This window comes from Acinetobacter psychrotolerans, assembly GCF_048552595.1.
Lineage (GTDB): Bacteria > Pseudomonadota > Gammaproteobacteria > Pseudomonadales > Moraxellaceae > Acinetobacter.
The window spans coordinates 63,341-84,224 of sequence record NZ_JBIMDK010000007.1 but is presented as its reverse complement, the minus strand read 5'-3'; the positions used below and the strand labels follow the sequence as shown (position 1 = coordinate 84,224).

General features: G+C 36.9%; 20 protein-coding genes and 4 tRNA genes. 18 read left to right on the top strand and 6 right to left on the bottom strand.

Annotated elements, in window-relative coordinates; translation table 11 throughout:
* Positions 1 to 206: 206 nt before the first annotated feature.
* The 5 genes from ACG94X_RS08485 to ACG94X_RS08465 all read left to right on the top strand — a co-directional run bounded on the left by ACG94X_RS08485 (position 207) and on the right by ACG94X_RS08465 (position 2,823).
* On the top strand, positions 207 to 2,048 hold the full coding sequence (locus tag ACG94X_RS08485) for a long-chain-acyl-CoA synthetase (protein WP_419383288.1): 1,842 nt from the start codon (positions 207 to 209) through the stop codon (positions 2,046 to 2,048).
* 188 nt (positions 2,049 to 2,236) lie between these two features.
* Positions 2,237 to 2,312: transfer RNA gene (locus ACG94X_RS08480), tRNA-Lys, on the top strand.
* A 20-nt stretch (positions 2,313 to 2,332) separates the two neighbouring features.
* A tRNA-Lys gene (locus ACG94X_RS08475) sits at positions 2,333 to 2,408 on the top strand.
* Between the two features lie 104 nt (positions 2,409 to 2,512).
* A tRNA-Lys gene (locus tag ACG94X_RS08470) sits at positions 2,513 to 2,588 on the top strand.
* A 159-nt stretch (positions 2,589 to 2,747) separates the two neighbouring features.
* Positions 2,748 to 2,823: transfer RNA gene (locus ACG94X_RS08465), tRNA-Lys, on the top strand.
* A 70-nt stretch (positions 2,824 to 2,893) separates the two neighbouring features.
* Here ACG94X_RS08465 and ACG94X_RS08460 read toward each other — a convergent pair.
* The gene (locus tag ACG94X_RS08460; protein WP_419383287.1) at positions 2,894 to 3,541 is read right to left on the bottom strand and encodes a hypothetical protein; all 648 of its coding nucleotides are present in this window, start codon (positions 3,539 to 3,541) and stop codon (positions 2,894 to 2,896) included.
* Positions 3,542 to 3,856: 315 nt separating this feature from the next.
* Between ACG94X_RS08460 and ACG94X_RS08455 the strand changes: the two genes are divergently transcribed.
* A complete protein-coding gene (locus ACG94X_RS08455) occupies positions 3,857 to 4,117 on the top strand; it encodes a PspC domain-containing protein (protein WP_419383286.1) in 261 nt (86 codons plus the stop codon).
* A 146-nt stretch (positions 4,118 to 4,263) separates the two neighbouring features.
* Here ACG94X_RS08455 and ACG94X_RS08450 read toward each other — a convergent pair whose 3' ends face one another.
* Both ACG94X_RS08450 and ACG94X_RS08445 read right to left on the bottom strand, forming a co-directional pair.
* The gene (locus ACG94X_RS08450; protein ID WP_419383285.1) at positions 4,264 to 5,370 is read right to left on the bottom strand and encodes an HPP family protein; all 1,107 of its coding nucleotides are present in this window, start codon (positions 5,368 to 5,370) and stop codon (positions 4,264 to 4,266) included.
* Positions 5,371 to 5,591: 221 nt separating this feature from the next.
* On the bottom strand, positions 5,592 to 6,005 hold the full coding sequence (locus tag ACG94X_RS08445; RefSeq protein ID WP_419383284.1) for a lysozyme inhibitor LprI family protein: 414 nt from the start codon (positions 6,003 to 6,005) through the stop codon (positions 5,592 to 5,594).
* Positions 6,006 to 6,116: 111 nt separating this feature from the next.
* Between ACG94X_RS08445 and ACG94X_RS08440 the strand changes: the two genes are divergently transcribed.
* From ACG94X_RS08440 to ACG94X_RS08405, 8 genes are all read left to right on the top strand, one after another.
* Positions 6,117 to 6,452 (top strand): hypothetical protein, encoded by a 336-nt coding sequence (locus ACG94X_RS08440; protein WP_419383283.1) that lies wholly within the window; start codon positions 6,117 to 6,119, stop codon positions 6,450 to 6,452.
* A gap of 237 nt (positions 6,453 to 6,689) precedes the next feature.
* Positions 6,690 to 7,673 carry a glycine--tRNA ligase subunit alpha gene (gene glyQ / locus ACG94X_RS08435; protein WP_419383282.1) on the top strand — a complete coding sequence of 328 codons (984 nt, stop codon included), beginning with the start codon at positions 6,690 to 6,692 and terminating at the stop codon, positions 7,671 to 7,673.
* The gene (gene glyS, locus ACG94X_RS08430; RefSeq protein WP_419383281.1) at positions 7,673 to 9,742 is read left to right on the top strand and encodes a glycine--tRNA ligase subunit beta; all 2,070 of its coding nucleotides are present in this window, start codon (positions 7,673 to 7,675) and stop codon (positions 9,740 to 9,742) included. Before glyQ ends, glyS begins: the two co-directional genes overlap by 1 nt.
* A 67-nt stretch (positions 9,743 to 9,809) precedes the next feature.
* Positions 9,810 to 10,529 carry an adenylate/guanylate cyclase domain-containing protein gene (locus ACG94X_RS08425; protein ID WP_419383280.1) on the top strand — a complete coding sequence of 240 codons (720 nt, stop codon included), beginning with the start codon at positions 9,810 to 9,812 and terminating at the stop codon, positions 10,527 to 10,529.
* Complete coding sequence (locus ACG94X_RS08420) at positions 10,522 to 11,118, top strand: hypothetical protein (protein ID WP_419383279.1); 597 nt, start codon at positions 10,522 to 10,524, stop codon at positions 11,116 to 11,118. The genes ACG94X_RS08425 and ACG94X_RS08420 overlap by 8 nt, the downstream gene beginning before the upstream one ends.
* A gap of 96 nt (positions 11,119 to 11,214) precedes the next feature.
* On the top strand, positions 11,215 to 11,598 hold the full coding sequence (locus ACG94X_RS08415; protein ID WP_419383278.1) for a hypothetical protein: 384 nt from the start codon (positions 11,215 to 11,217) through the stop codon (positions 11,596 to 11,598).
* 369 nt (positions 11,599 to 11,967) lie between these two features.
* Positions 11,968 to 12,594, top strand: coding sequence for a hypothetical protein (locus tag ACG94X_RS08410; RefSeq protein ID WP_419383277.1), 627 nt, complete (start codon positions 11,968 to 11,970; stop codon positions 12,592 to 12,594).
* Between the two features lie 206 nt (positions 12,595 to 12,800).
* A complete protein-coding gene (locus tag ACG94X_RS08405) occupies positions 12,801 to 13,391 on the top strand; it encodes a hypothetical protein (RefSeq protein ID WP_419383276.1) in 591 nt (196 codons plus the stop codon).
* Positions 13,392 to 13,442: 51 nt separating this feature from the next.
* Here ACG94X_RS08405 and ACG94X_RS08400 read toward each other — a convergent pair whose 3' ends face one another.
* Positions 13,443 to 14,399 (bottom strand): 2-hydroxyacid dehydrogenase, encoded by a 957-nt coding sequence (locus ACG94X_RS08400; RefSeq protein ID WP_419383275.1) that lies wholly within the window; start codon positions 14,397 to 14,399, stop codon positions 13,443 to 13,445.
* Positions 14,400 to 14,575: 176 nt separating this feature from the next.
* On the opposite strand from ACG94X_RS08400, the gene ACG94X_RS08395 reads away from it, so the two are divergent.
* Entirely contained in the window at positions 14,576 to 15,949 is a 1,374-nt protein-coding gene (locus ACG94X_RS08395) for a hypothetical protein (protein WP_419383274.1), read from the top strand.
* A 55-nt stretch (positions 15,950 to 16,004) separates the two neighbouring features.
* Here ACG94X_RS08395 and ACG94X_RS08390 read toward each other — a convergent pair whose 3' ends face one another.
* A complete protein-coding gene (locus ACG94X_RS08390; protein WP_419383273.1) occupies positions 16,005 to 16,694 on the bottom strand; it encodes a TetR/AcrR family transcriptional regulator in 690 nt (229 codons plus the stop codon).
* 84 nt (positions 16,695 to 16,778) lie between these two features.
* Between ACG94X_RS08390 and ACG94X_RS08385 the strand changes: the two genes are divergently transcribed.
* Positions 16,779 to 17,882, top strand: coding sequence for a fatty acid desaturase (locus tag ACG94X_RS08385; protein WP_419383272.1), 1,104 nt, complete (start codon positions 16,779 to 16,781; stop codon positions 17,880 to 17,882).
* Positions 17,883 to 18,079: 197 nt separating this feature from the next.
* On the opposite strand, the gene ACG94X_RS08380 is transcribed toward ACG94X_RS08385, so the two are convergent.
* Positions 18,080 to 19,342 carry a hypothetical protein gene (locus ACG94X_RS08380; protein WP_419383271.1) on the bottom strand — a complete coding sequence of 421 codons (1,263 nt, stop codon included), beginning with the start codon at positions 19,340 to 19,342 and terminating at the stop codon, positions 18,080 to 18,082.
* 124 nt (positions 19,343 to 19,466) lie between these two features.
* Between ACG94X_RS08380 and ACG94X_RS08375 the strand changes: the two genes are divergently transcribed.
* Entirely contained in the window at positions 19,467 to 20,246 is a 780-nt protein-coding gene (locus ACG94X_RS08375; protein ID WP_419383270.1) for a class I SAM-dependent methyltransferase, read from the top strand.
* 33 nt (positions 20,247 to 20,279) lie between these two features.
* Entirely contained in the window at positions 20,280 to 20,867 is a 588-nt protein-coding gene (locus ACG94X_RS08370) for a hypothetical protein (RefSeq protein ID WP_419383269.1), read from the top strand.
* The last annotated feature ends 17 nt before the right edge of the window (positions 20,868 to 20,884 follow it).

The following is a 20,884-nucleotide window of genomic DNA, read 5'->3' as shown; positions in this document are numbered from 1 at the left end:
ACTAGGTTTTTTTGTTATTTTCGAATGGATTTTAAAGACATTTGTCAGATTAGGTTGATTGCACTAGACCAAAACCATTAAAAAGACATCTGTAAATTTGGATATTTATATTTTATATTTTGTATAATCTCAAAATATGAAATAAAGATACTAATGAATGCCACTCTAAAAATTGTATCGGATTACGAAAAATAAATAGGATTGATATGAGCCAAACAACACAGACCGATCTCATCGGATTTGCTGATGTAGCAGAACGCTTACCAAAGCTAATCAACAAACTTCCAAACATACTAACTGGCCTTAGACAAGCATATATCAGAACACCCAATACACCTTCTGGTTTGGGCTTAGCTTTTGAACGTGCTGTCAAACAGAATCCACATGGCGATGCACTATTATTTGAAGATCAACACTATTCTTATAAAGAATTGAATAATTGGGCAAACCAAATTGCTCATTTCTACCTGTCAAAAGGCATAAAAAAAGGTGATGTGATCACCGTTATCATCGAGAATCGCCCAGAACTAATTGCTACCGTCATTGCACTTGCAAAAATTGGAGTAACCACTGCATTAGTCAATACTTCGCAAACAGGTAAGGTACTGACTCACAGCGTAAATTTGGTCAAACCTGTAGCAGTTATAGTCGGTGAAGAATGCCGTGCTGCCATCGATGAAGTTCGTGCAGATTTAAATATCGCTGCAGATCGCTTTCATTGGTTTGCCGACCAAGAAACACAAAAAGAACATGGCACGGCACCGCAAAGCTATATCAACATCGCAGAACAAGCGGTTCAATTTCCAAAATTTAATCCATCAACAACGCATACTGTAAAAGGTAAAGATGGTTTATTTTATATATACACCTCTGGAACGACGGGCTTACCCAAAGCGGTGATCTTTACCAATAGTCGTTGGACACTTGCATACGGAACATATGGGCATATCTTAAACCTGAATGAAAATGATGTGATGTATTGCACCCTGCCACTTTATCATGCCACAGGCATGGTAGTGTGTTGGTGTGGTGCGATTGCAGGCGGTTCAGCTTTAGCAATTCGTCGTAAATTCTCTACATCTTGCTTTTGGAGTGATGTTCGAAAGTTCAATGCCTCTGCAATTGGCTATGTCGGTGAGCTATGTCGTTATTTGATTGATGCACCGCCATCGGATCAAGATCGCGCACATCGTGTAACCAAAATGATTGGCAATGGTATGCGCCCGAATATTTGGGGCAAATTCAAACAACGCTTTGGCATAGAGGAAATTTTAGAGCTTTATGCTTCAAGCGAAGGCAATGTTGGCTTTAGCAACATCTTCAATTTTGACAATACTGTCGGTTTTTCACCAACACCGTATGCAATCGTTCAATTCGACAAAGAAAAGAATGAAGCCATCCGCGATAGAAAAGGCAACTGTTGTAAAGTTAAAAAAGGAGAAGTGGGTTTGTTAATTGGTAAAATTACCAGTCGCTCACCTTTCGATGGTTATACCGACCCTGAAAAAAATAAATCAGTCATTATGCAAAATGTCTTCAAAAAAGATGACTCATATTTTATTACAGGTGATTTAGTCCGTGATATTGGTTTCCGACACGCTCAATTTGTCGATCGTTTAGGTGACACTTTCCGTTGGAAAGGTGAAAATGTATCCACAACGGAAGTTGAGAATATTGTCAGTGAATATCCAAAAATTACCGAGGCTGTGGTGTATGGTGTGGAAATTCCAAATACCAACGGTCGTGCAGGTATGGCAGCAATCACATTACATGAAGGCGAAGAACTCACCACCGACGATTTAGCAAAATTAGTTGCTGAGTTTAAAAAACACCTACCTGCTTATGCAATTCCTGTCTTCTTACGCATACAAGAAACTGTTGAAACGACTGGAACATTTAAATATCAGAAAAACAAATTGAAAGAGCAATCTTTCGATCCAAATAAAACCTCTGATCGTTTATTGGTTTTACTTCCGAATGAACAGGCTTATTGCGATATAAATGCTGAAATTTATGCAAATATTGAAGCGTACAAGTATCGTTTCTGATTAAAAACAAGCCATTTCCATATGGAAATGGCTTGTTTTGTGTTATTTATAACCGAACGCTGCAAAGTTTATTAATTTTTACTTGCGCTCTATCAATATCTTGTTAAAATACGCTCCATCAAACAAAGTGGTGTTTAGAAAACTATTTCTTACACTGCGTATTCAAGTGAAAGCCTGAATATACTTGTGGGTCGTTAGCTCAGCTGGTAGAGCAGCGGACTTTTAATCCGTTGGTCCCGCGTTCGAATCGCGGACGACCCACCACTTAATTTGATATCCTTGATGGGTCGTTAGCTCAGCTGGTAGAGCAGCGGACTTTTAATCCGTTGGTCCCGCGTTCGAATCGCGGACGACCCACCATCAATTTGTAAAATCTAGTTTTACAAAACCTGCATAGGTTTGAATGTTTTAGAAATTTCGTTTTTTCTACATTCGCGAAACAAAGTTTCGTTACACCTCGCTCAGGGTCGTTAGCTCAGCTGGTAGAGCAGCGGACTTTTAATCCGTTGGTCCCGCGTTCGAATCGCGGACGACCCACCATTTCTTCTTAATGCTTCTTTCTATACTACATCAGTACTATAATAGAAATGCAAGCAGCAAAAACTCTGACCAAGACAGACCATCATTTTATCGATGATTCGCCATTCTCGAAAATTTGCTACATCTTTACGCATGCTTGATTTAATTTAGACATGTTCAGGGTTGTTAGCTCAGTTGGTAGAGCAGTAGACTCTTAATCTATTGGTCGTGGGTTCGACCCCCACACAACCCACCAAATTTATTCTTCTATTTTAACGTCTTATATCAATGATATTTTGAATCAACTCAATCCTATCAATAAAAATTTATTCATGATCAAATTTTGTCAGTACATAAGCCTTTTCAGGTGTCAGACTATTTTGGGCTTTACTTGAGATCTGCTCTAAATCCATCACTAAGTTTCCATCAGTATCAATCCGATAAAAAAATTGTCCTCCTTCAATACGATTGACAATAATTTCATGATTTGTCTCATCATAATGCCACGTATTTTTTTGGTAGGAACGATTGGATTTTATTTCACTATTTTCATACGTCATTTTTCCCATATAAACAATAGTTCGATGTGCCGTTCCGTCTGGGAGAAGGTTGATAATAAATTCTGCTTTACCACGGTCACACATCACAAATCGGTCTTCACAACTAATTTCGGCATAATATCGCCCGACAAACTTTTCCGCTTGCTCTGAAACTTTAGCTGTGTGAGCTGCGTCTGTTGGATGTATAGATGCAGGTAATGTAGCCTGCCCTGCAACCTCAGTCAGTTTCTTTCCTTGGTTAGTACTGGTAGGTTCTGATGCGGACGGAGATGCATTTTCCCTTGGAGCTTGCTGTGCATCAGCAACTTTGCTTTGCTGATCGATTGGCTTTGATGAATCACAAGCAGTTAAAAGTAAACAAATACTTAGACACAACAGACTCAAACTATTTATTTTACTGAGAACAGAATACATAAAGCTAAAAACCAAATTATACAGAGTAATTACACATCAATGAGTGATGGTGAATAGCGCTATCATATTGGGTTGTATAGTTTCACGATATCTTCTTAGATCAAATTTTACAAAAGTATAAAATAAATGCATGTTTAATTCATAATTCAAACTAACAATCATCTTATTGAAGATTAAAAGTCTTAAAGTTACAGAGTACTTACAAAATCACAATACCCGATACTTGAAGTTTTTTTTCCAGTTACCATATAAATAAGTGTAGGTAGTTATTCTCAATTAAAGAATAAAGTTTTGAATTTGATTAAGGAGTTTTTGATGGCCAATTCTGGTTTATATCGTTCGAGCCGACACAATATGATCGCCGGTGTTATGGGCGGTATTGCTGAACGTTTTGGTTGGAATGTGACACTATTACGCATTCTCTTCGTCGCAATTTCATGTATGAGTGCCGCATTCCCTGGTCTTATTGTGTACTTGGCACTTTGGTTACTTATTCCAAAACAAAAGCTAAGACTGGATGAACCAATGAATTATCAGCACACTATAAAGACTATACATGAAGAGAAAACCTATTAATTGACAATGAAAATGTTTGGCACTTTTTAGTTTTAGTCGAGCCTGTAAATTATTTTGTGTAAGTTTCCTTTTTCAGCTACGACAGTTCCCCAACTGACGTAGCTTTTTTTTTTGCATTATTTTTAGGGTCTTCAATCCTCTCATTATTATAAATGTGCAACATGATTCAGTTGTTGCTGCATAACTGCAATCATATCTGCTCGGCTAATAATACCCACCAATTTTTGCTGTTCTACCACAGGAATATAATTAAAAGAACGCTCCACAAAATATGGCACAAGATCTTGAATCGGTTGAGTCGGCTGTACTGTCACCACTTTGCGATCCATAATTTGTTTGACTAAATGCTCCCATGAAGCACGTGGATCAGCAGCACGTTTAAACCATTCTACAACATCATAAAGCGCTAAAGTTCCAACCAACTCATGTTCAGTATTGACCACGGGTAAACTCATTAAATTAATATGTTTAAACTTGTCTAAAGCTTGGTGAATATCATCTTGTTCATAGAGACTAATTACATCTTTACTCATAATATCCTGACACAGAAATTCACTGACAATACGTGCATTGGCTTTCGCTTGGGCTTCTAGAATAATTTTTTGTAAGTCATATTCACTAATATCTAAAAGCTCAGTTTGCTCTTCTAAAACATCTTGAATATCTTGCGGTTGGATGGTGACTTTTTGGGTCGGTGTAGGGTCTTTGGTTCGTGTATTGATTTGTGCAACTTGTGGGTATTGCTTGCCTAATAGACGGTTAAAAATAATCGCAATGACCAAAAGCAGTACTGAATTTAACAGCACTGGATAGAAAATAAAGTAATAACCCAATTGATGGATGGACTCTCCACCCAATACCGCAGTAATCGCCACGGCTCCACTGGGTGGATGCAACGAATCTGTTGTCATCATTAGGAAAATTGCCAATGCCACAGCAACACTAAATGCTTCTGTCGAGTTGGAAATAAACATAGCGCAAGTCACACCAATAACACCTGCAATGGTATTCCCCACCACCATATTCCACGGCTGTGCCAAAGGACTGGCCGGTACTGCAAAAAGCAATACCGAAGACGCACCCATAGGTGCGATATACCACGCATTGAAATCACCCAGTACATACCAACTGATTAATGACGATATTGCCAAACCCAATAAAGCACCAATGCCACAAAGTAACCGATCTTTTAACGGTAAGACTTTAAAATTAGGTTTTAAAATATTTAACCATTCAAGCTTTGAGTGAAACACAGCTATCCTTTTTTCAATGTTTTGATGTTGCAATTATACGTATCGATGATTGGACTGATTTCATCAGCCCTTTTATTTTCCACAATGCAAGAAAATAAAGAAAGATTCAACATGATGAATGAAGCCTACCACTAAGCTATATTCATTTTATACTTTATAGATACCGACAGTCGACATCAATAAAGTTAAGCATAATTTCATATCAAGCTGACGAAAAAACACTAATCATCTGCATATTGTGATAATTGCTTAACCCTTAAACTATATTCTTCCATTGGACAAAACCCATACATAGGCGAACCAATAAAGTCACCTGCATTACTACATTCCTGATCGACATAAGCCTTCCACAGCTGTTGCGATTTCATAATTTTTTGATAACGCTCAGGTTGAGCAAATGTTTGACTTTGCTGTTTAATTCGGTCGAGCAACTTCACAATTTGTTTTTGATAAATGCTAACCGCTTCATTACTGCATGCATCAACCACCATATTATTTATTCCAGGTAGTTTTTGCTGCTGAATGACCTTATCCACGCATTGACTATAAATATCGCTTTCTTCTTCGTGCGCCCAAGCAGATTGAATGCAAAATACACTCGCAAATAGACCAATAATCAAAGATGATTGCATCATTCATTCCATTATGATTTTTGTTCAATGCAGTATAACAATAAAATAATTTTACAAGCCTTATTTTCATGCCCACTCATCACTCAAATTCTACTTGCAGTGATATTTATAACAATGAATAAGAACTATGACATTCAATCATTAGCGACTGTCTTGGGCATTACTGGGATAATTTACATTATCTATTGCATCATTGTTATTCCCATTGCATATGCAATTTCAATTTGGCTTGCTGCTAGACATTGGCTCAATTTTTTTAGTATCGTAACTGGTTCGTTATTCATGTGGCTGATAGTCACCATCATTGGTTATTTAGTTTTTACTGGATCATTTCCAGAACCACTATGGGAACTATTTTCCAACTGGTATTTCTATATCATTGCTGTATTTACAGGATACTGTTACTGGATGTTTTTAAATATTTTTTCAAAAAAAATCACAACTAATTAACAAGATTACAGATAAAGCTAATGATTAAAAATTTCCTTAATACCAATCACAATTCAAATTATGCTTGGTATAAGTACTACACAAAATTCAAATCATTAGAACTCTGGAAAATATTCAAAATACAAGAAAGCAATTGCTCTATGAAAAACAACATAACCTGATCTATAACCTTTGCCACTCCCCACCAAAATCCTTATACTGAGAACCAATTTTTCTCATATTTATAATGGATGCTGCATGAGTCGCGCCATATCGCATATTGATACATTTCAAGGCTTAATTCTTGCCTTACAAAATTACTGGGCTGAACAGGGTTGTGTCATATTACAACCTTACGATATGGAAATGGGTGCTGGGACATTCCACACTGCAACATTCTTACGCGCGCTTGGCCCTGAAACATGGAACGCGGCATACGTTCAGCCATCACGCCGTCCAAAAGACGGACGTTACGGCGAAAATCCAAACCGTTTACAGCACTATTACCAATTCCAAGTCGTGCTTAAACCAAACCCAGACAATATCCAACAGCTTTATTTAGATTCGTTAAAAGCCATTGGAATTGATACCTTAGTACACGATATTCGTTTCGTAGAAGACAACTGGGAATCTCCAACATTAGGCGCATGGGGCTTAGGTTGGGAAGTTTGGTTAAACGGTATGGAAGTGACTCAGTTCACCTACTTCCAGCAAGTTGGCGGTATTGAGTGCTACCCAGTTACAGGTGAAATCACTTACGGTTTAGAACGTTTAGCAATGTACCTACAAGGCGTAGATTCCGTTTACGACTTGGTTTGGACAAAAGGTCAATTCGGTACTGTGACTTATGGTGACGTGTTCCATCAAAATGAAGTTGAACAATCAACTTATAACTTTGAATATGCAAACGTTGAAAAAATGTTTGAATTGTTCGATTTCTATGAAGCTGAAGCAACACGTTTAATTGAAGCTGAACTACCACTTCCTGCATATGAGCAAGTGATTAAAGCATCTCATTGCTTTAACTTGTTAGACGCACGTGGCGCAATTTCAGTGACAGAACGTCAGCGTTATATTTTACGTGTACGTACTTTGGCACGTTCAATTGCACAAAGTTATGTCGCTGCACGTGCGAAGCTTGGCTTCCCTATGGCAGAACCTGCTTTACGTGATGAAGTCTTAGCGCAGTTAAAAGCACAAGTTGAAGCAGAAGCGAAAGAAGCCAACAAGGAGAGCAAATAATGTCTAAACATACCGTTTTGTTCGAATTGGGCTGTGAAGAATTACCACCAAAAAACTTAAAAACCTTACGTGATGCTCTACAAGCAGAAACAGTTAAAGGTTTAAAAGAAGCAGGCTTGGCTTTTGATTCTATCGAAGCTTATGCAGCACCACGTCGTTTGGCTTTAAAAATTGTCAATGTCGATGCTGCTCAAGCAGATACGCAAAAACGTTTTGATGGCCCTGCAAAACAAGCCGCTTTTGATGCAGAAGGAAACCCAACTAAAGCACTTGAAGGCTTTATGCGCGGTCAAGGCATCACAGCAGACCAAGTAACGACTTTCCAAGCAGGTAAAGTTGAAAAAGTGTGCTACTTGAAAGATGTGAAAGGTCAAAGCCTTGACGTATTACTTCCACAAATTTTACAAACTGCTTTAGACAATCTGCCAATTGCAAAACGTATGCGTTCAGCGGCTAGCCGTACTGAATTCGTACGCCCAGTAAAATGGGTTGTATTGTTAAAAGACAATGATGTTGTTGATGCAACCATTCAGGATCATAAAGCAGGCAATGTGACTTTTGGTCATCGTTTCCATGCACCTGAAGCCATTACTTTAACGCATGCAGATGAATACCTAGCGAAGTTAAAAGCAGCGTATGTGATTGCAAACTTTGAAGAACGTCAATCTATTATTGATGGTCAAGTAAAAGCACTTGCAGATGAAGTAAATGCTATTGCGATTGTACCAAGCGATCTTCGTGATGAAGTGACGGCATTGGTTGAATGGCCTGTTGCGCTTCGTGCAAGTTTTGAAGAGCGTTTCCTTGCCGTACCGCAAGAAGCTTTAATTACCACGATGCAAGACAACCAAAAATATTTCTGTCTGGTGAATGCAGAGAATAAATTACAACCTTACTTCATTACCGTTTCTAATATTGAGTCTAAAGATCCTGCTCAAATTATTGAAGGAAATGAGAAAGTTGTACGTCCTCGTTTGTCTGATGCAGAATTCTTCTTCTTACAAGATCAAAAGCAACCGCTTGCATCTCGTAAAGAAAAACTTGCGAACATGGTATTCCAAGCACAATTGGGTACGCTTTGGAACAAGTCTGAACGTATTGCCAAATTGGCTGTCGCATTATCTGCAATTACAGGTGCAACTCCTGCTGATGCTGAAAAAGCAGCGCTACTTGCAAAATGTGACTTAACCTCTGAATTGGTGGGTGAATTCCCAGAACTTCAAGGCATTGCGGGTACTTATTACGCACGTATTGAAGGTGAAAATAACGAAGTTGCAGAAGCTTTAGGCGAGCAATATTTACCTAAGTTTGCTGGTGATGTTCTACCAAAAACGAAAACAGGTACAACCATTGCCCTTGCAGATCGTTTAGACACGCTCACAGGTATTTTCGGTATTGGTCAAGCGCCTACAGGTTCGAAAGACCCGTTTGCTTTACGTCGTTCTGCAATTGGTATTTTACGTCTAGTGACTGAAAATAATCTTGATGTTTCAATTGAAGATTTAATCAAGCTTGCACTGAATGCCTATGGTGATGTCATTACTGACCATGCGAAAACTTTAGCAGATGCTGTGAACTTCCTTGAAGGTCGTTACCGTGCCAAGTATGAAGACCAAGGCGTTGCTGTTGATGTAATTCAAGCCGTTCAAGCACTTTCTCCAAAATCTCCTTTAGATTTTGATAAGCGTGTCACTGCGGTGAATCATTTCCGTAACTTGCCTGAAGCTGCTGCACTTGCTGCTGCCAATAAGCGTGTTGCAAATATCTTGGCGAAAGAAGCTGCACCGACAGGTGAAATTGTTGAATCTAAATTGGTTGAAGATGCTGAAAAAGCACTTTATACCGAGATTCAAAACGTACTTCCTGTGGTTCAACCGCTTTTAGCTACGAAAGACTATACAGAAGCGTTGTCTAAACTTGCAGCCTTACGTGCACCAATTGATGCTTTCTTTGAAGGTGTAATGGTCATGGCGGAAGATGCAGATTTGAAAGCCAATCGTTTACGTATTCTTGCGCAGTTGCGTGATTTGTTTACAAGTGTTGCGGATATTTCGGTGTTACAACACTAAGTTAAATATTTGAAATAAAATGAAAACCCCGCTATAAAGTAGTGGGGTTTTTTATTGATGAAAAATAATGCAAGCAAATTACAAAACTTATGATTTCCAAAAGAGTCGTGATCGCATAGATGAAATTTTAGATTCTTCAGATAATAATTACGAAGATAAAAAAGAGATCCCTAGTCGAGATAATTTAACTTTTACTAATGGGTATTACGTATATGGATCTGCTATTTTCGTAGATATGCGAGGCTCTAAAGATTATGCAAATAATCATACAAGACCTGTTTTAGCAAAAGTTTACAGAAGTTATATCTCTGAATTAGTAGCTCTTCTCAATAGTTTAGATACCGTCAAAGAATTATATATTGAAGGTGATTGTGTTTGGGCTATTTATAATACACCTCTTAAAACTGATGTTAATAATGTGTTTTCTATTTCTGCAAAAATAAACTCTTTAATCGATACATTAAATATAAAACTTAGAAAGAAAAAATATACTGCGATTAAAGCAGGTACAGGTGTGCATTATAGTGAAACTTTAATGATTAAAGCAGGTTACAGCGGAAGTGGAATCAATGAAGTGACATGGATAGGTAAGCTTGTTAGTGAGACTGCTGACTTATGTTCAAAAGCAAATAAAGATGGAAGGTCACGTACACTTATTTCTAATATTTTTTATGATAATTTAAATAATGATAATAAATCCTTAGTATCAAAATGTTATCTTCCTGATTGTTATCAAGGAAATTATGTGAATATCACAATGAATAATTGGGTAGAAGAAAATGGATAGACTTGAATTCCTACATTCTGCTATACAAGATACCCAGCAAAATATACGAGCAATCGATTTTAAGATTGGTGCTTTATTAGCAGGTTGTATTGTCCCTTTCCCACAGATCAGAACAATTTATGAATTTTTAAACTCAAATGGTCTATGGTGGCAACAAGGATTAGCCTGGCTGATCTTTGCGATTTGGCTAATTGCTGTTTTAATCCTATTAGCAGCACTTTCGGCAATTGATAATCCAAGTAAACATATTAATGATGGCTATGCTCAGAAAGGTCATTACTATGGTGGGGGGACTTTTAAATTTAATTTAATCAATGGTTTCTTCCGTACAGATATTCGAGCCAATCAGACAGTACAAAATTATTCAGATGAATTAGATAATGCCAATTTTCCATTTGTCAAAGAGCTAGCTTTTGAACATTTGAAATTGATTTATGTCAGAGATTTAAAGCTATTTAGACTTAAATTTGCTGTTGTATTAATAGCATGCTTAATAATTATTGGATCAGTTTCATTCTTATTTACACCTGAAGCAAAAAAAGTTGAAGTCCAAAAAGCAACTCCTAAATTATCTAATACATCTCAATAATAAAAACCATACATTTAAGAGCCTAATTTTCATAGGCTTTTAAATACGGCTTATCTATACTAAAAAGTATCATTTTGACAATCAGACAGTATTCTAATGAATTCAAAAATTATCATCTCTACACTTTTTACAACCGCCGTAATCACCGCTTGCTCAACGATACCTACAAGCCCTAACGCCCCTATTGTCATCGAACAACATAAAAATATCTCTGCTGAACCCACAACCAAACACAACTTAGCTCGACTCATTAAGCAAAAAGACAACTGCGTGATCGAATTTACAGGTAACTTTGAAACAGGCAAAGCCACAGAACATTGGATTTTTAAAGGTGATCAACTTATTTCAGCATTTTCAAATGTGGATTCAGAAGTAGAAAAAAAACAGACGGTTTTTAATCCGGAAGATACAGAAAAACTCAAAAATTTTGACTCACTCAAAAAGAATTTCAAAGCGTCTCATTTAGAAAAATGTCATTGATCCACTCATTACCCTGCCATATCCATCTATTTGCTGTCAGGGTAAAAATGTAATATTTTCATTACGATTATATAAAAAATTAAACTTATTCAGATTGATTAAGATTTACAAAAAATCCGCCATAAATCTTTGTTAAATCTATATTTTAATATGTATAAATATTAAAAAGATAAAATACTATGAGTTGATAAAAATCAATCATTTAAAAATTTAGCTTATGTAAAGCATATTCACAATTCTGTCATTTTTGTTTCACCTTTGTAGCTAAGCTGTTGATGTTTGATCACAAAGTCTATTTTCATACATTTTTAACATTATGATATAGGTGACTCAAAATTTGATTGAATCACTTATAGGAAAAAACTAATTATGAAAATGCTTAAAACAACAGTGATCGCAACAGCACTTCTTGCAAGCTCCCCTCTTTTTGCCAATACAGATGTAAGTGCAAATGCTTCGGCTGAAGTAGGAAGCAATGGAGGAGTTCTAAGCAACATTGGTCAAGGTATCCATCACACAGCAGAAAAAGTGGGTGCAGGTATCGAAAAAGGTGTAGTTAAAACCAGAGATGTTTCTAAAGATGCGTGGGATGACACTAAACATGTTGCAGATAAAGTCGGTACTGGTGTTGAAAAGGGTGTCGATAAAACCCGTGATGTCTCTAAAGATGTATGGCATGACACCAAACATGTTGCTGACAAAGTCGATACAGATGTTAAAACAGGTATAGACAAAGGTAAAGTAGCAACTAAAGGTGCATGGGAAAATACCAAAAAACTAAGTTCTAAAGCAGGTCATAACACCAAAGAAGCAGCGGTTAAAGTGAAGGATCAAACTAAATCTGTAACCAGTAAAACTTGGCAGAAAACTAAAAAAATAGTCAAACCAAAACCAACCAATACAACTGCAAAAGTAGCTTCACAAACTCAGGTTTTATCGCCAGTAGGTAGCGCTAAAGTCGCAGTATCTACTGATGCCAAAGTTGCTACAAAATAATTTAAATTTATCGCCAATCAAGAAAAGCTCACTTTGGTGAGCTTTTCTTATACATCAGCCAGTAACATGGCATGCAATGTATACATATGTTTTCTTGCTGTAGGATTTTTCTTTCCATTTTACTTTTTATCTAAATAAAACAGTATGATAATCCCAATAAGCACTGAGCGAATCGCTACAATCATCATAAAGGGATGAAAAACATCATGAAGATGGTCAAAAGCCTATGTCTGGTCACTGCAATACTTACAGCACCAACAATCTATGCGCAAACAGATACTCAGAACCAACCCTATGGTGATAATCCAAATATTTTTAAAGTATTGGCACATAAAACCGGTTCAGCAATCCAAAATACTGCTGAAAAAGTAGGGACTGCAACTGAAAAAGGTATTCAAAAGATAAAGCCTCAATTTGACGAAACTATCGAAAATACAAAAAACTATACGACTGAACAAGCCACCATTGCCCGAGACAATACTCGCCAAGGGATTGATACAGCAGTTAAAAAAGTAGAGCAAACTAAAGACAGCGTTTTGGGCAGAACCACTTCAAATGTCCCTATTCAACAAGGTAGTTTAAGTCAATCTTCAACACCACCAAAAAGTACCATGAATAATACTAATGTTGCGACAGCAACAATAACTGTCCCTGAAGCACCTATCGTGATGCAAGCGCAACAACAGCCACAAAATACAATACTAGAAGAACCTGAAATAAAGAAACAATCATTACCGATTGAAAATACTGAAAATAAACCAATGATATCCGACGATGATGTGGGCGTACCTCGTTAACTTTTGAATCGTTTATAAATGATTATTGATGAATAGTCATGCTCGATGGCTTTAGCCATTCACTTGTCGAATGGGTTGCCCATGTTTAAATGCTTGTGCATTTTCAAATAATTGGTTCACCATACGTTGTCTTGCTTCCCTACTGCCCCATGCACTGTGTGGGGTAATGATTAAATTGGGAATATCATCTGCAAGTAAAATATTACCCGCTTTCGGTGGCTCTACAAAAAGTACATCGGTTGCTGCACCTGCAATTTTTCCTTGCCTTAAAGCATCTGCCAGCGCTTGTTCATTAACAATGCCACCACGTGCACAATTAATTAAAAATGCTGATTTTTTCATGAGATCAAATTGTTGATCTCCCATTAAATCTCGTGTTTCATCGGTTAATGGACAATGAAAACTTAAAAAATCCACCTGCGCGAGTAAATCTGTAAAAGGCACACGACTTTGGTCACTTGGGCGATTTGGCAATGAACCAATAATAACGTTCATGCTAAAAGCTTCGGCAAGTCTTGCAACTGCTTGCCCTAATTCGCCATAGCCAATAATGCCTAAAGTTTTGCCTGAAAGTTCGATAATCGGAAAATCAAGTAAACAAAAAATTGGTGATTTGTTCCATTCACCTTGCTGAACAGCTTGATTATATTTAAGTAGTGAAGTCGACAATGCCAACATTAACGATATTGTATGTTGTGCAACTGCTGCCGTTCCATAGCCTTGGCAATTACAAACCATAATTCCTTTGGATTTTGCCTTATTCAAATCGACGTTATTGGTTCCAGTCGCAGAAATTAAAATCAGTTTCAATTTATGACACTGTTCCATCATATTTGCATCGATCACAACTTTATTACTAATGACCACATCTACATTTTGAATACGCTCTAAAATTTGTTCGGCTGTTGTAGATGGATAAAGAATGAGCTCATCAAATGCTGATTTTAATTGAGAAAAATCCAAATCTTTTTTATCTAAAGATTCATAATCTAAAAATACAGCTTTCATTTTTACGCTCTCAATTCCGTTGCAGGGTTTTTATAACAACAAAGTTATAGCATTTAAATTCAGTAACTTAATACAAATAATACTAAAGATTTTCTATACAAACTTAATCATTATTTCTTATTTATAGATCTAGAACCAAGTCGATATTATCTTTAAAAACCATGAGCATAAGTGATATGAACAATAAAATTTTACCGAGTTTAATCTTCAGTGCAGGTCTAAGCTTACTCGCCGCTTGTAATGACAGTGACAATGAAACGAAAACTGCAAGTTTCGCCACCTCGCCTAGCCCTTCGACCAGTTCAAACGGTTTGGCCAGCCAAGATCAGGTAGATGCAGAACGTAATGCACTGGATTTTATCTCTCGTACAGAAGCTAAAACAGCACTACAAAATAAGGCGCAAGATTTACTCGCAATTGCAAAAAAATACAATACACCCATCGATGACTATAACCTAAAATTACTTGAATCTTCTGTGCAAGAAAGTGCATTTGCCAGTTTGCTCACGATTTTTAACATTGATGTGAATAATGAAAAAATCGTTTCGACACTTGCAGCTCCACACTCTTGGTTTGGGCTGAACGTTCTAGGTTCTAGAACGGTTTTTGATAATCCAGATACAACCTATCGCACTATTCCCATTGATCCTAATATTAGTTACATCATCAAAGGTGAAGCGACAACGCATATTCCGCTTGATGTTAATTTCTCGCAGTGGGATAGCAACAACCAGACATTAGCCAACTTAGCCACTAAAGATTTAGTCCGTAATGCCGATGGCTCATTTGAAATTTATGTAAGTAAATCTACCGCACCATCTACTTATAAAAACTCGATCGTATTGCAAGATAAAGTTGTAAAGTTATTTATTCGCAATACGATCAATGATTGGAAAAATCAGTATTTTGATAAATTGAGCATCGAACGTACTGACGGTTCGAAACGTGTAGCAAGTATTAGCACAGATCAGCAATATCAATATTTTTTAAGCACAGCAACCACAGCTGGCTCTGCCTACAATTATTATTATCAATTGGCTAATGCACCTTTAGTCAATACGCTACCTGAAATTAGCTTAGGAGGTTCAGCAGGTCGCCTTTCCACACAAGCGGCAACTTATAGCTCATTTGATATTGCTGATGATGAGGCTTTGGTCTACACCACGACTTTAGGTGGTGCAAATTACTTTATTTTACCTGTTTATAATCAATGGTTTATTACAACAGATTACATCAATACCACTCAGACTTTAAATAATGCACAGTCCATAGCCAATGCTGATGGTAGTTATACTTATGTTATCGCTAAGCAAGATCCTGGTGTGTATAACTGGATCAATACCGATGGTTTAAATCGTGGCTATTTAAATCCTCGTTGGCAAGGATTGTCGGGTAATGCAATTCAAGTACCGACTGCAAGCATCCAAAAAGTCAAAATTGCAGCGCTAAAATCTGTATTGCCTAGCGGCACCAAATACGTGACAACCACAGAGCGTAAGCAACAACTAACAGAACGTAAAGCAAGTTATCAAACACGCTATACGCCTTGAATTTGAATGAAAACGGTCTATTCATCATCCGGATAGATCGCTTAGATCACCAATTTTAAACTTGAGAAATATGAAATGAGTTATTTTTTAACGCCAATAGATAGGCAATTGCCATACGATATGCTTCCTGAATAATCGCTTCCGAAATATAGTTATCGTTGTAATAGCCATGTTTCATACAAGTAAAAACTAATTCCATCAAAATCATTAAAGTATCTGGTGTTTGCGGTACGTAATTATCAACTTTAATCATTTCCAATGCTTTACGTACACCGACACTGACCTTCTTCAGTTCAACTTGGTACTCTAAATAAGCTTGGCGGGTAAATGGTCCACTTAAAATAATTAAGCTCGCCACTTCAGACTCGTTAAAAAATTGAGCAGTTGTACGAATCATATTTGCCGTGAGTAATTGACCATATTCATCAATCGACACTTTTGGGTGTTCGGTCAGGACTTTGACCGCAGATTGACCTAACTTTTTAATCAAATCATTTAAATGCAATAAAGCAATATGCCGCAAAATATCGTATTTCGTCGGAAAAAATTGATAGATACTTGTACGTGGAACGCCAGAAGCATTGGCAATTTCTGGAATAGAAATCTTTTCAATTCCAACACTTAAAACCAATTCTCGTGTTGTTTCTATGACCCGTTCCATTCTTTTTTGGGTGCGTTCTTGTTTTGGTTGGTTCACTTTTTTAGTCATTTTTTTAAGTACGGATGTTGACGGAATTTTAATCATCAGTTAATCTCTCAAAACCAAACAAATGTTGGATTTAAAACTCTTCCTTTGTGGTCATACAAAAAATAATAGAGGAAAACGGAAATGAATTTACCACTTTCCGATGTGAAAATGTCCAAACACAGCAAAGTTGAACTTTTTGCTGACCCTGAAGATGTGCAGCGTAGCCTCAGAATTCGTAAAGGAATTATGGAAGCTGGTGACCAACTACGTGCTCATTATCCTTGGCTGGTTAAACGCCAAGACCACATTGGTTTAGGTATATTGGTAACAGCCGTTACAGGTATTGTTTTCAATATAACACAGTACTCTCGTGGTAAAATGCCGTGGTATGTGGCAATTCCACTATCTGCATTTTGGATGTCGATTTTACATGAATTAGAGCATGATTTAATTCACCAAATGTATTATAGAAAAGACAAGAAAATGAATAATGGCATGCTTGCAGCAGTCTATGCATTCCGTCCAAGTACGATCAATCCATGGACACGTCGTGATATTCATTTACATCATCATAAATCTTCTGGGACAAAGTCTGACCTAGAAGAACGAGGCATTAACAATGGTGATAAGTGGAGGCTGAAACGCCTACTTATGACAGGTGACAATATGCTTGCAGTATATTTACGCCCGATGTTGATGATGAAAACCACAAATCGCTTTATACAAGCGCAGAAAAATCTCGATCACACAGAAAAACTAAAATTAAGAGCAAAAGTGACTGCAAGTTATGCACCTTTGGGACATATTCATTATGCCTTATGGCATGGTTTCTTATTAATGAATGTTGCCAAACTAGCAATGAAAGCTTTGGGTATGAAGCAACCCAGTAATGCACTGTGGAAACTGGCAGATAAAACCACAAAGTTCTATGCGGTAACCATTGCTGCACCGAATTTCCTCCGTACATTCAGCCTGCATTTCACCAGTTCCAATATGCATTATTATGGCGATGTGGAAGATGGCAATATCGTTCAGCAATGTCAGGTTTGGACAGATTGGCGCATGAAACCCTTACAAGCTTTTTGCTTTAACTTTGCAGGAACACATGCAATTCATCACTTTGTGGTTCGTGACCCTTTTTATATTCGTCAAGCGATTGCCCAAAATTGTTATCCTGTGATGCGAGAAAATGGCGTTCGTTTTAATGATTTTGGCACATTTAAAAGAGCAAATAGAAGATTTTAAGCATAAATAAACACTAAAAGTTTCTCAGTTTATGGGGGGTGTGCATGTACCCCTCTTTTTTATTCCAAAAATTTATAAAAATAAAATACTTGTAAATACAACTCAAAAGCACATACAGTTAAAAAAAAGAAACAATGTTGAAAGAGATCTAATAATGATGAAAATCCTTTTTATCATTATTAACTTAGCCGACGACTTTAAGAAATTTTAAAGTGACAAAACTCATTTAAACTTTCATCATCAAAACTGACTTGCCCTTGAATATCGCAACTCATATATAAATTTTTATATGAAAGTACATAAAAATCTGGGCATTTGCGAATCACAATAGGGTTCATGTCTAAAGACAAGGTATCGTCTTGTTTAAACAACTTGGTGACACGGCGATCATTCATACAAATTAAATAGGTCTGTTTTTTAATTTCAACTTGTGCCAAGCCGCTGTCTTCCACATGCAATGGAATAATATATTTCCCATTTACATCAATCACTTGTTGGTCATAACTTTCAAGTTTTTGGGTGATGACGTTAAATACCACGATATTGCCAAAGTTATCTTGCAATTGATTTTTATTTTCAAAAGCAAAATTAACTTGGATACCTAACTTTTGTAGATCTTGTTCATCTACACGTTTATTGGTCAGTAAAATTCGAGTAATCGTTTGCTTTAAACTGGCATCAAAAAATGTATTATCCAGTTGAATATTAGAAGCTTTTAAAATTTTTCCTAAAGCTTCATTATGTGTACCCAGCAAATGCGCAATCACGCTACGGTAATAGAATTTACTGTTCTTTTTTACCTCACGAATTTGCTTATAAAAATAAGTCGGATCAAATGGATGTTCAATAAAATCATGTAGTAATGCTGAATTTGCTAAAACGGCAATCGCATCGTGTCCCGTGTAGGGCAAATGCAAAGTGTGCAACTGCGGAATCAATGGTTTTATTTTTAAATAATGCTCTTTGTCATGTTCAAAATAGGGGTCATAAACAATAATATATTCACAATTTTCGACAATATCTTGTGCTTGAATACGCATATTTGCATTCAGTTCAGGATCATAAAAATCGGTATAACGCTTATCATCAACTTCTGTAGGATCAATCGAATACTGCGGAACCATAGCCACTACACGATTCATTTTAAAAGTTCGTGCATATTTAATCGCAGCATAACCGCCCATCGATCCGCCATAACCCACGATGTTTTTATATTGGTTCAGAATCGGGCTTAAATGTTCTATCAGCGCAGCCATACTGGATGCAGGAAACCAAGACTTTTGCTTTGGCATAATCCCAACCACTGCATAGTCATACTTCATCAATGACTTTTCTGCGTTGATAGAAAGCCCTTTTGCACGTGTGATTAAATCACCAAAAGAGAGGACTAATGTGTCCGAATTGCCGGCTAAATAGATCGCTCTAATATGATCATCTTCAAAAATTATTTGCTTATCCATTTGCAACACCAAGCCGAAGCTCTCTCATTTAGGTAGGCTGAAATTAAATAAATAGACCTCTTGCCTATTCATTGCATCAAGTGTCATATTTTATAGAGTCTAGTCAGATTAAAAAGTGCAAAATATGACACATTCCTTGCATCCCGCTGCTCAAAAAGGCTTCAGTTCTGCTGCTGAGCTTTATCAACAAGTCCGTCCCAATTATCCACAAGAGGTCGTGGAATGGTTACAAAATGACTTAGAACTTCGCCCAGATTCAAAAGCAGTCGATTTAGGCGCAGGTACAGGAAAGTTTATTCCTTATTTAAAACAAGCGACAGCGAATATTATTGCTGTCGAACCTGTCACAGAAATGCTAGAACAGTTGAAAATAGTACATCCTGACGTACAAATACTTCAAGCCAAGAGTGAACAAATTCCTTTAAAAAGTGAAAGTATTGATGCTGTTGTATGTGCTCAATCATTTCACTGGTTTGCCAATATCGAAACACTCAACGAAATTCACTACATTCTAAAGCCAAATGGACATTTAGGGCTGATTTGGAATCAACGTGATGAGAATATCGACTGGGTCAAAGCATTGGCAGATCTGCTCGTAACCCTCGAAGGTGATACACCACGTTTCCACAGTGGACTATGGAAATCTGTCTTCGAGCATCAATTTTTATTTCAATTAGAAAGTGTCAAAGTCTTTTCACAAATACAAACTGGCACGGTAGAAAATGTCGTAAGTAAACGATTGTTATCGACTAGTTTTATTGCTGCTATGTCTGAAAATGAACAATTAAAATTAAAGCAACAGTTTGAACAGATTGTTTGGGCGCATACTGGTCAACGTCCTCAAGATGAAATTGGCTTTCCTTATGTGACCTATGCCTATAATTTTCGAAAGTTAGCCATTTAACTCATGTTAAACAATACATTGGGAAATAATTTTATGAATAAAAGCCGTGTGAATGAAAAGCTTATGAATAAGCGCTTGAACCCTTTGCTTGCATCAGGATTATTAATATCTGTTATGTTAATGACAGCATGTGCGCCCAAAGATAATAGTCAGCAAAATAATGGTTCTGAACCTAAAGATGCTTCACAAGAAGTCATAGAACAACTCAAAACCAAACCGATTAAAACCTTTCCAAGTACACCTGATGATGCCCACGATATTCAATTATTCGATGAATATCAGCAAAAATTTACTGAAAATAGTCGTGCCCTTGAAATCGATTTAAAAAAACGAGCGTCTGAGGGTAACCTGACCGCTGAAATTGACCATCAATTAAAACGAGATAGTATTGAGTCTGCACTCAATATGTTGAAAGAATTAGATTTAAAAACTGAACAAGGTCGCTATATTCAAGGCTTGTATTATCAATACTGGGAAAACCAAGCCAAAATATATGATGAGAAAAAACAATCTACGAATGGAGAAGTTAAAAACTCAAGTGATTCTGAACAAGACATGAGCGATATCTTCAGCGCAGATGCACAATTAGAACACTGGAAATCCACAACTGCTAAGAGTTAATTTGAATCTGTGATTCA

Excerpts from the sequence above, each read along its gene's own strand:
- ACG94X_RS08485 (WP_419383288.1), top strand. The coding sequence starts at position 207 with ATGAGCCAAACAACACAGACCGATCTCATCGGATTTGCTGATGTAGCA.
- ACG94X_RS08460 (WP_419383287.1), bottom strand. The coding sequence starts at position 3,541 with ATGTATTCTGTTCTCAGTAAAATAAATAGTTTGAGTCTGTTGTGTCTA.
- ACG94X_RS08455 (WP_419383286.1), top strand. The coding sequence starts at position 3,857 with ATGGCCAATTCTGGTTTATATCGTTCGAGCCGACACAATATGATCGCC.
- ACG94X_RS08445 (WP_419383284.1), bottom strand. The coding sequence starts at position 6,005 with ATGATGCAATCATCTTTGATTATTGGTCTATTTGCGAGTGTATTTTGC.
- ACG94X_RS08440 (WP_419383283.1), top strand. The coding sequence starts at position 6,117 with ATGAATAAGAACTATGACATTCAATCATTAGCGACTGTCTTGGGCATT.
- glyQ (WP_419383282.1), top strand. The coding sequence starts at position 6,690 with ATGAGTCGCGCCATATCGCATATTGATACATTTCAAGGCTTAATTCTT.
- glyS (WP_419383281.1), top strand. The coding sequence starts at position 7,673 with ATGTCTAAACATACCGTTTTGTTCGAATTGGGCTGTGAAGAATTACCA.
- ACG94X_RS08425 (WP_419383280.1), top strand. The coding sequence starts at position 9,810 with ATGCAAGCAAATTACAAAACTTATGATTTCCAAAAGAGTCGTGATCGC.
- ACG94X_RS08420 (WP_419383279.1), top strand. The coding sequence starts at position 10,522 with ATGGATAGACTTGAATTCCTACATTCTGCTATACAAGATACCCAGCAA.
- ACG94X_RS08415 (WP_419383278.1), top strand. The coding sequence starts at position 11,215 with ATGAATTCAAAAATTATCATCTCTACACTTTTTACAACCGCCGTAATC.
- ACG94X_RS08410 (WP_419383277.1), top strand. The coding sequence starts at position 11,968 with ATGAAAATGCTTAAAACAACAGTGATCGCAACAGCACTTCTTGCAAGC.
- ACG94X_RS08405 (WP_419383276.1), top strand. The coding sequence starts at position 12,801 with ATGAAGATGGTCAAAAGCCTATGTCTGGTCACTGCAATACTTACAGCA.
- ACG94X_RS08400 (WP_419383275.1), bottom strand. The coding sequence starts at position 14,399 with ATGAAAGCTGTATTTTTAGATTATGAATCTTTAGATAAAAAAGATTTG.
- ACG94X_RS08395 (WP_419383274.1), top strand. The coding sequence starts at position 14,576 with ATGAACAATAAAATTTTACCGAGTTTAATCTTCAGTGCAGGTCTAAGC.
- ACG94X_RS08390 (WP_419383273.1), bottom strand. The coding sequence starts at position 16,694 with ATGATTAAAATTCCGTCAACATCCGTACTTAAAAAAATGACTAAAAAA.
- ACG94X_RS08385 (WP_419383272.1), top strand. The coding sequence starts at position 16,779 with ATGAATTTACCACTTTCCGATGTGAAAATGTCCAAACACAGCAAAGTT.
- ACG94X_RS08380 (WP_419383271.1), bottom strand. The coding sequence starts at position 19,342 with ATGGATAAGCAAATAATTTTTGAAGATGATCATATTAGAGCGATCTAT.
- ACG94X_RS08375 (WP_419383270.1), top strand. The coding sequence starts at position 19,467 with ATGACACATTCCTTGCATCCCGCTGCTCAAAAAGGCTTCAGTTCTGCT.
- ACG94X_RS08370 (WP_419383269.1), top strand. The coding sequence starts at position 20,280 with ATGAATAAAAGCCGTGTGAATGAAAAGCTTATGAATAAGCGCTTGAAC.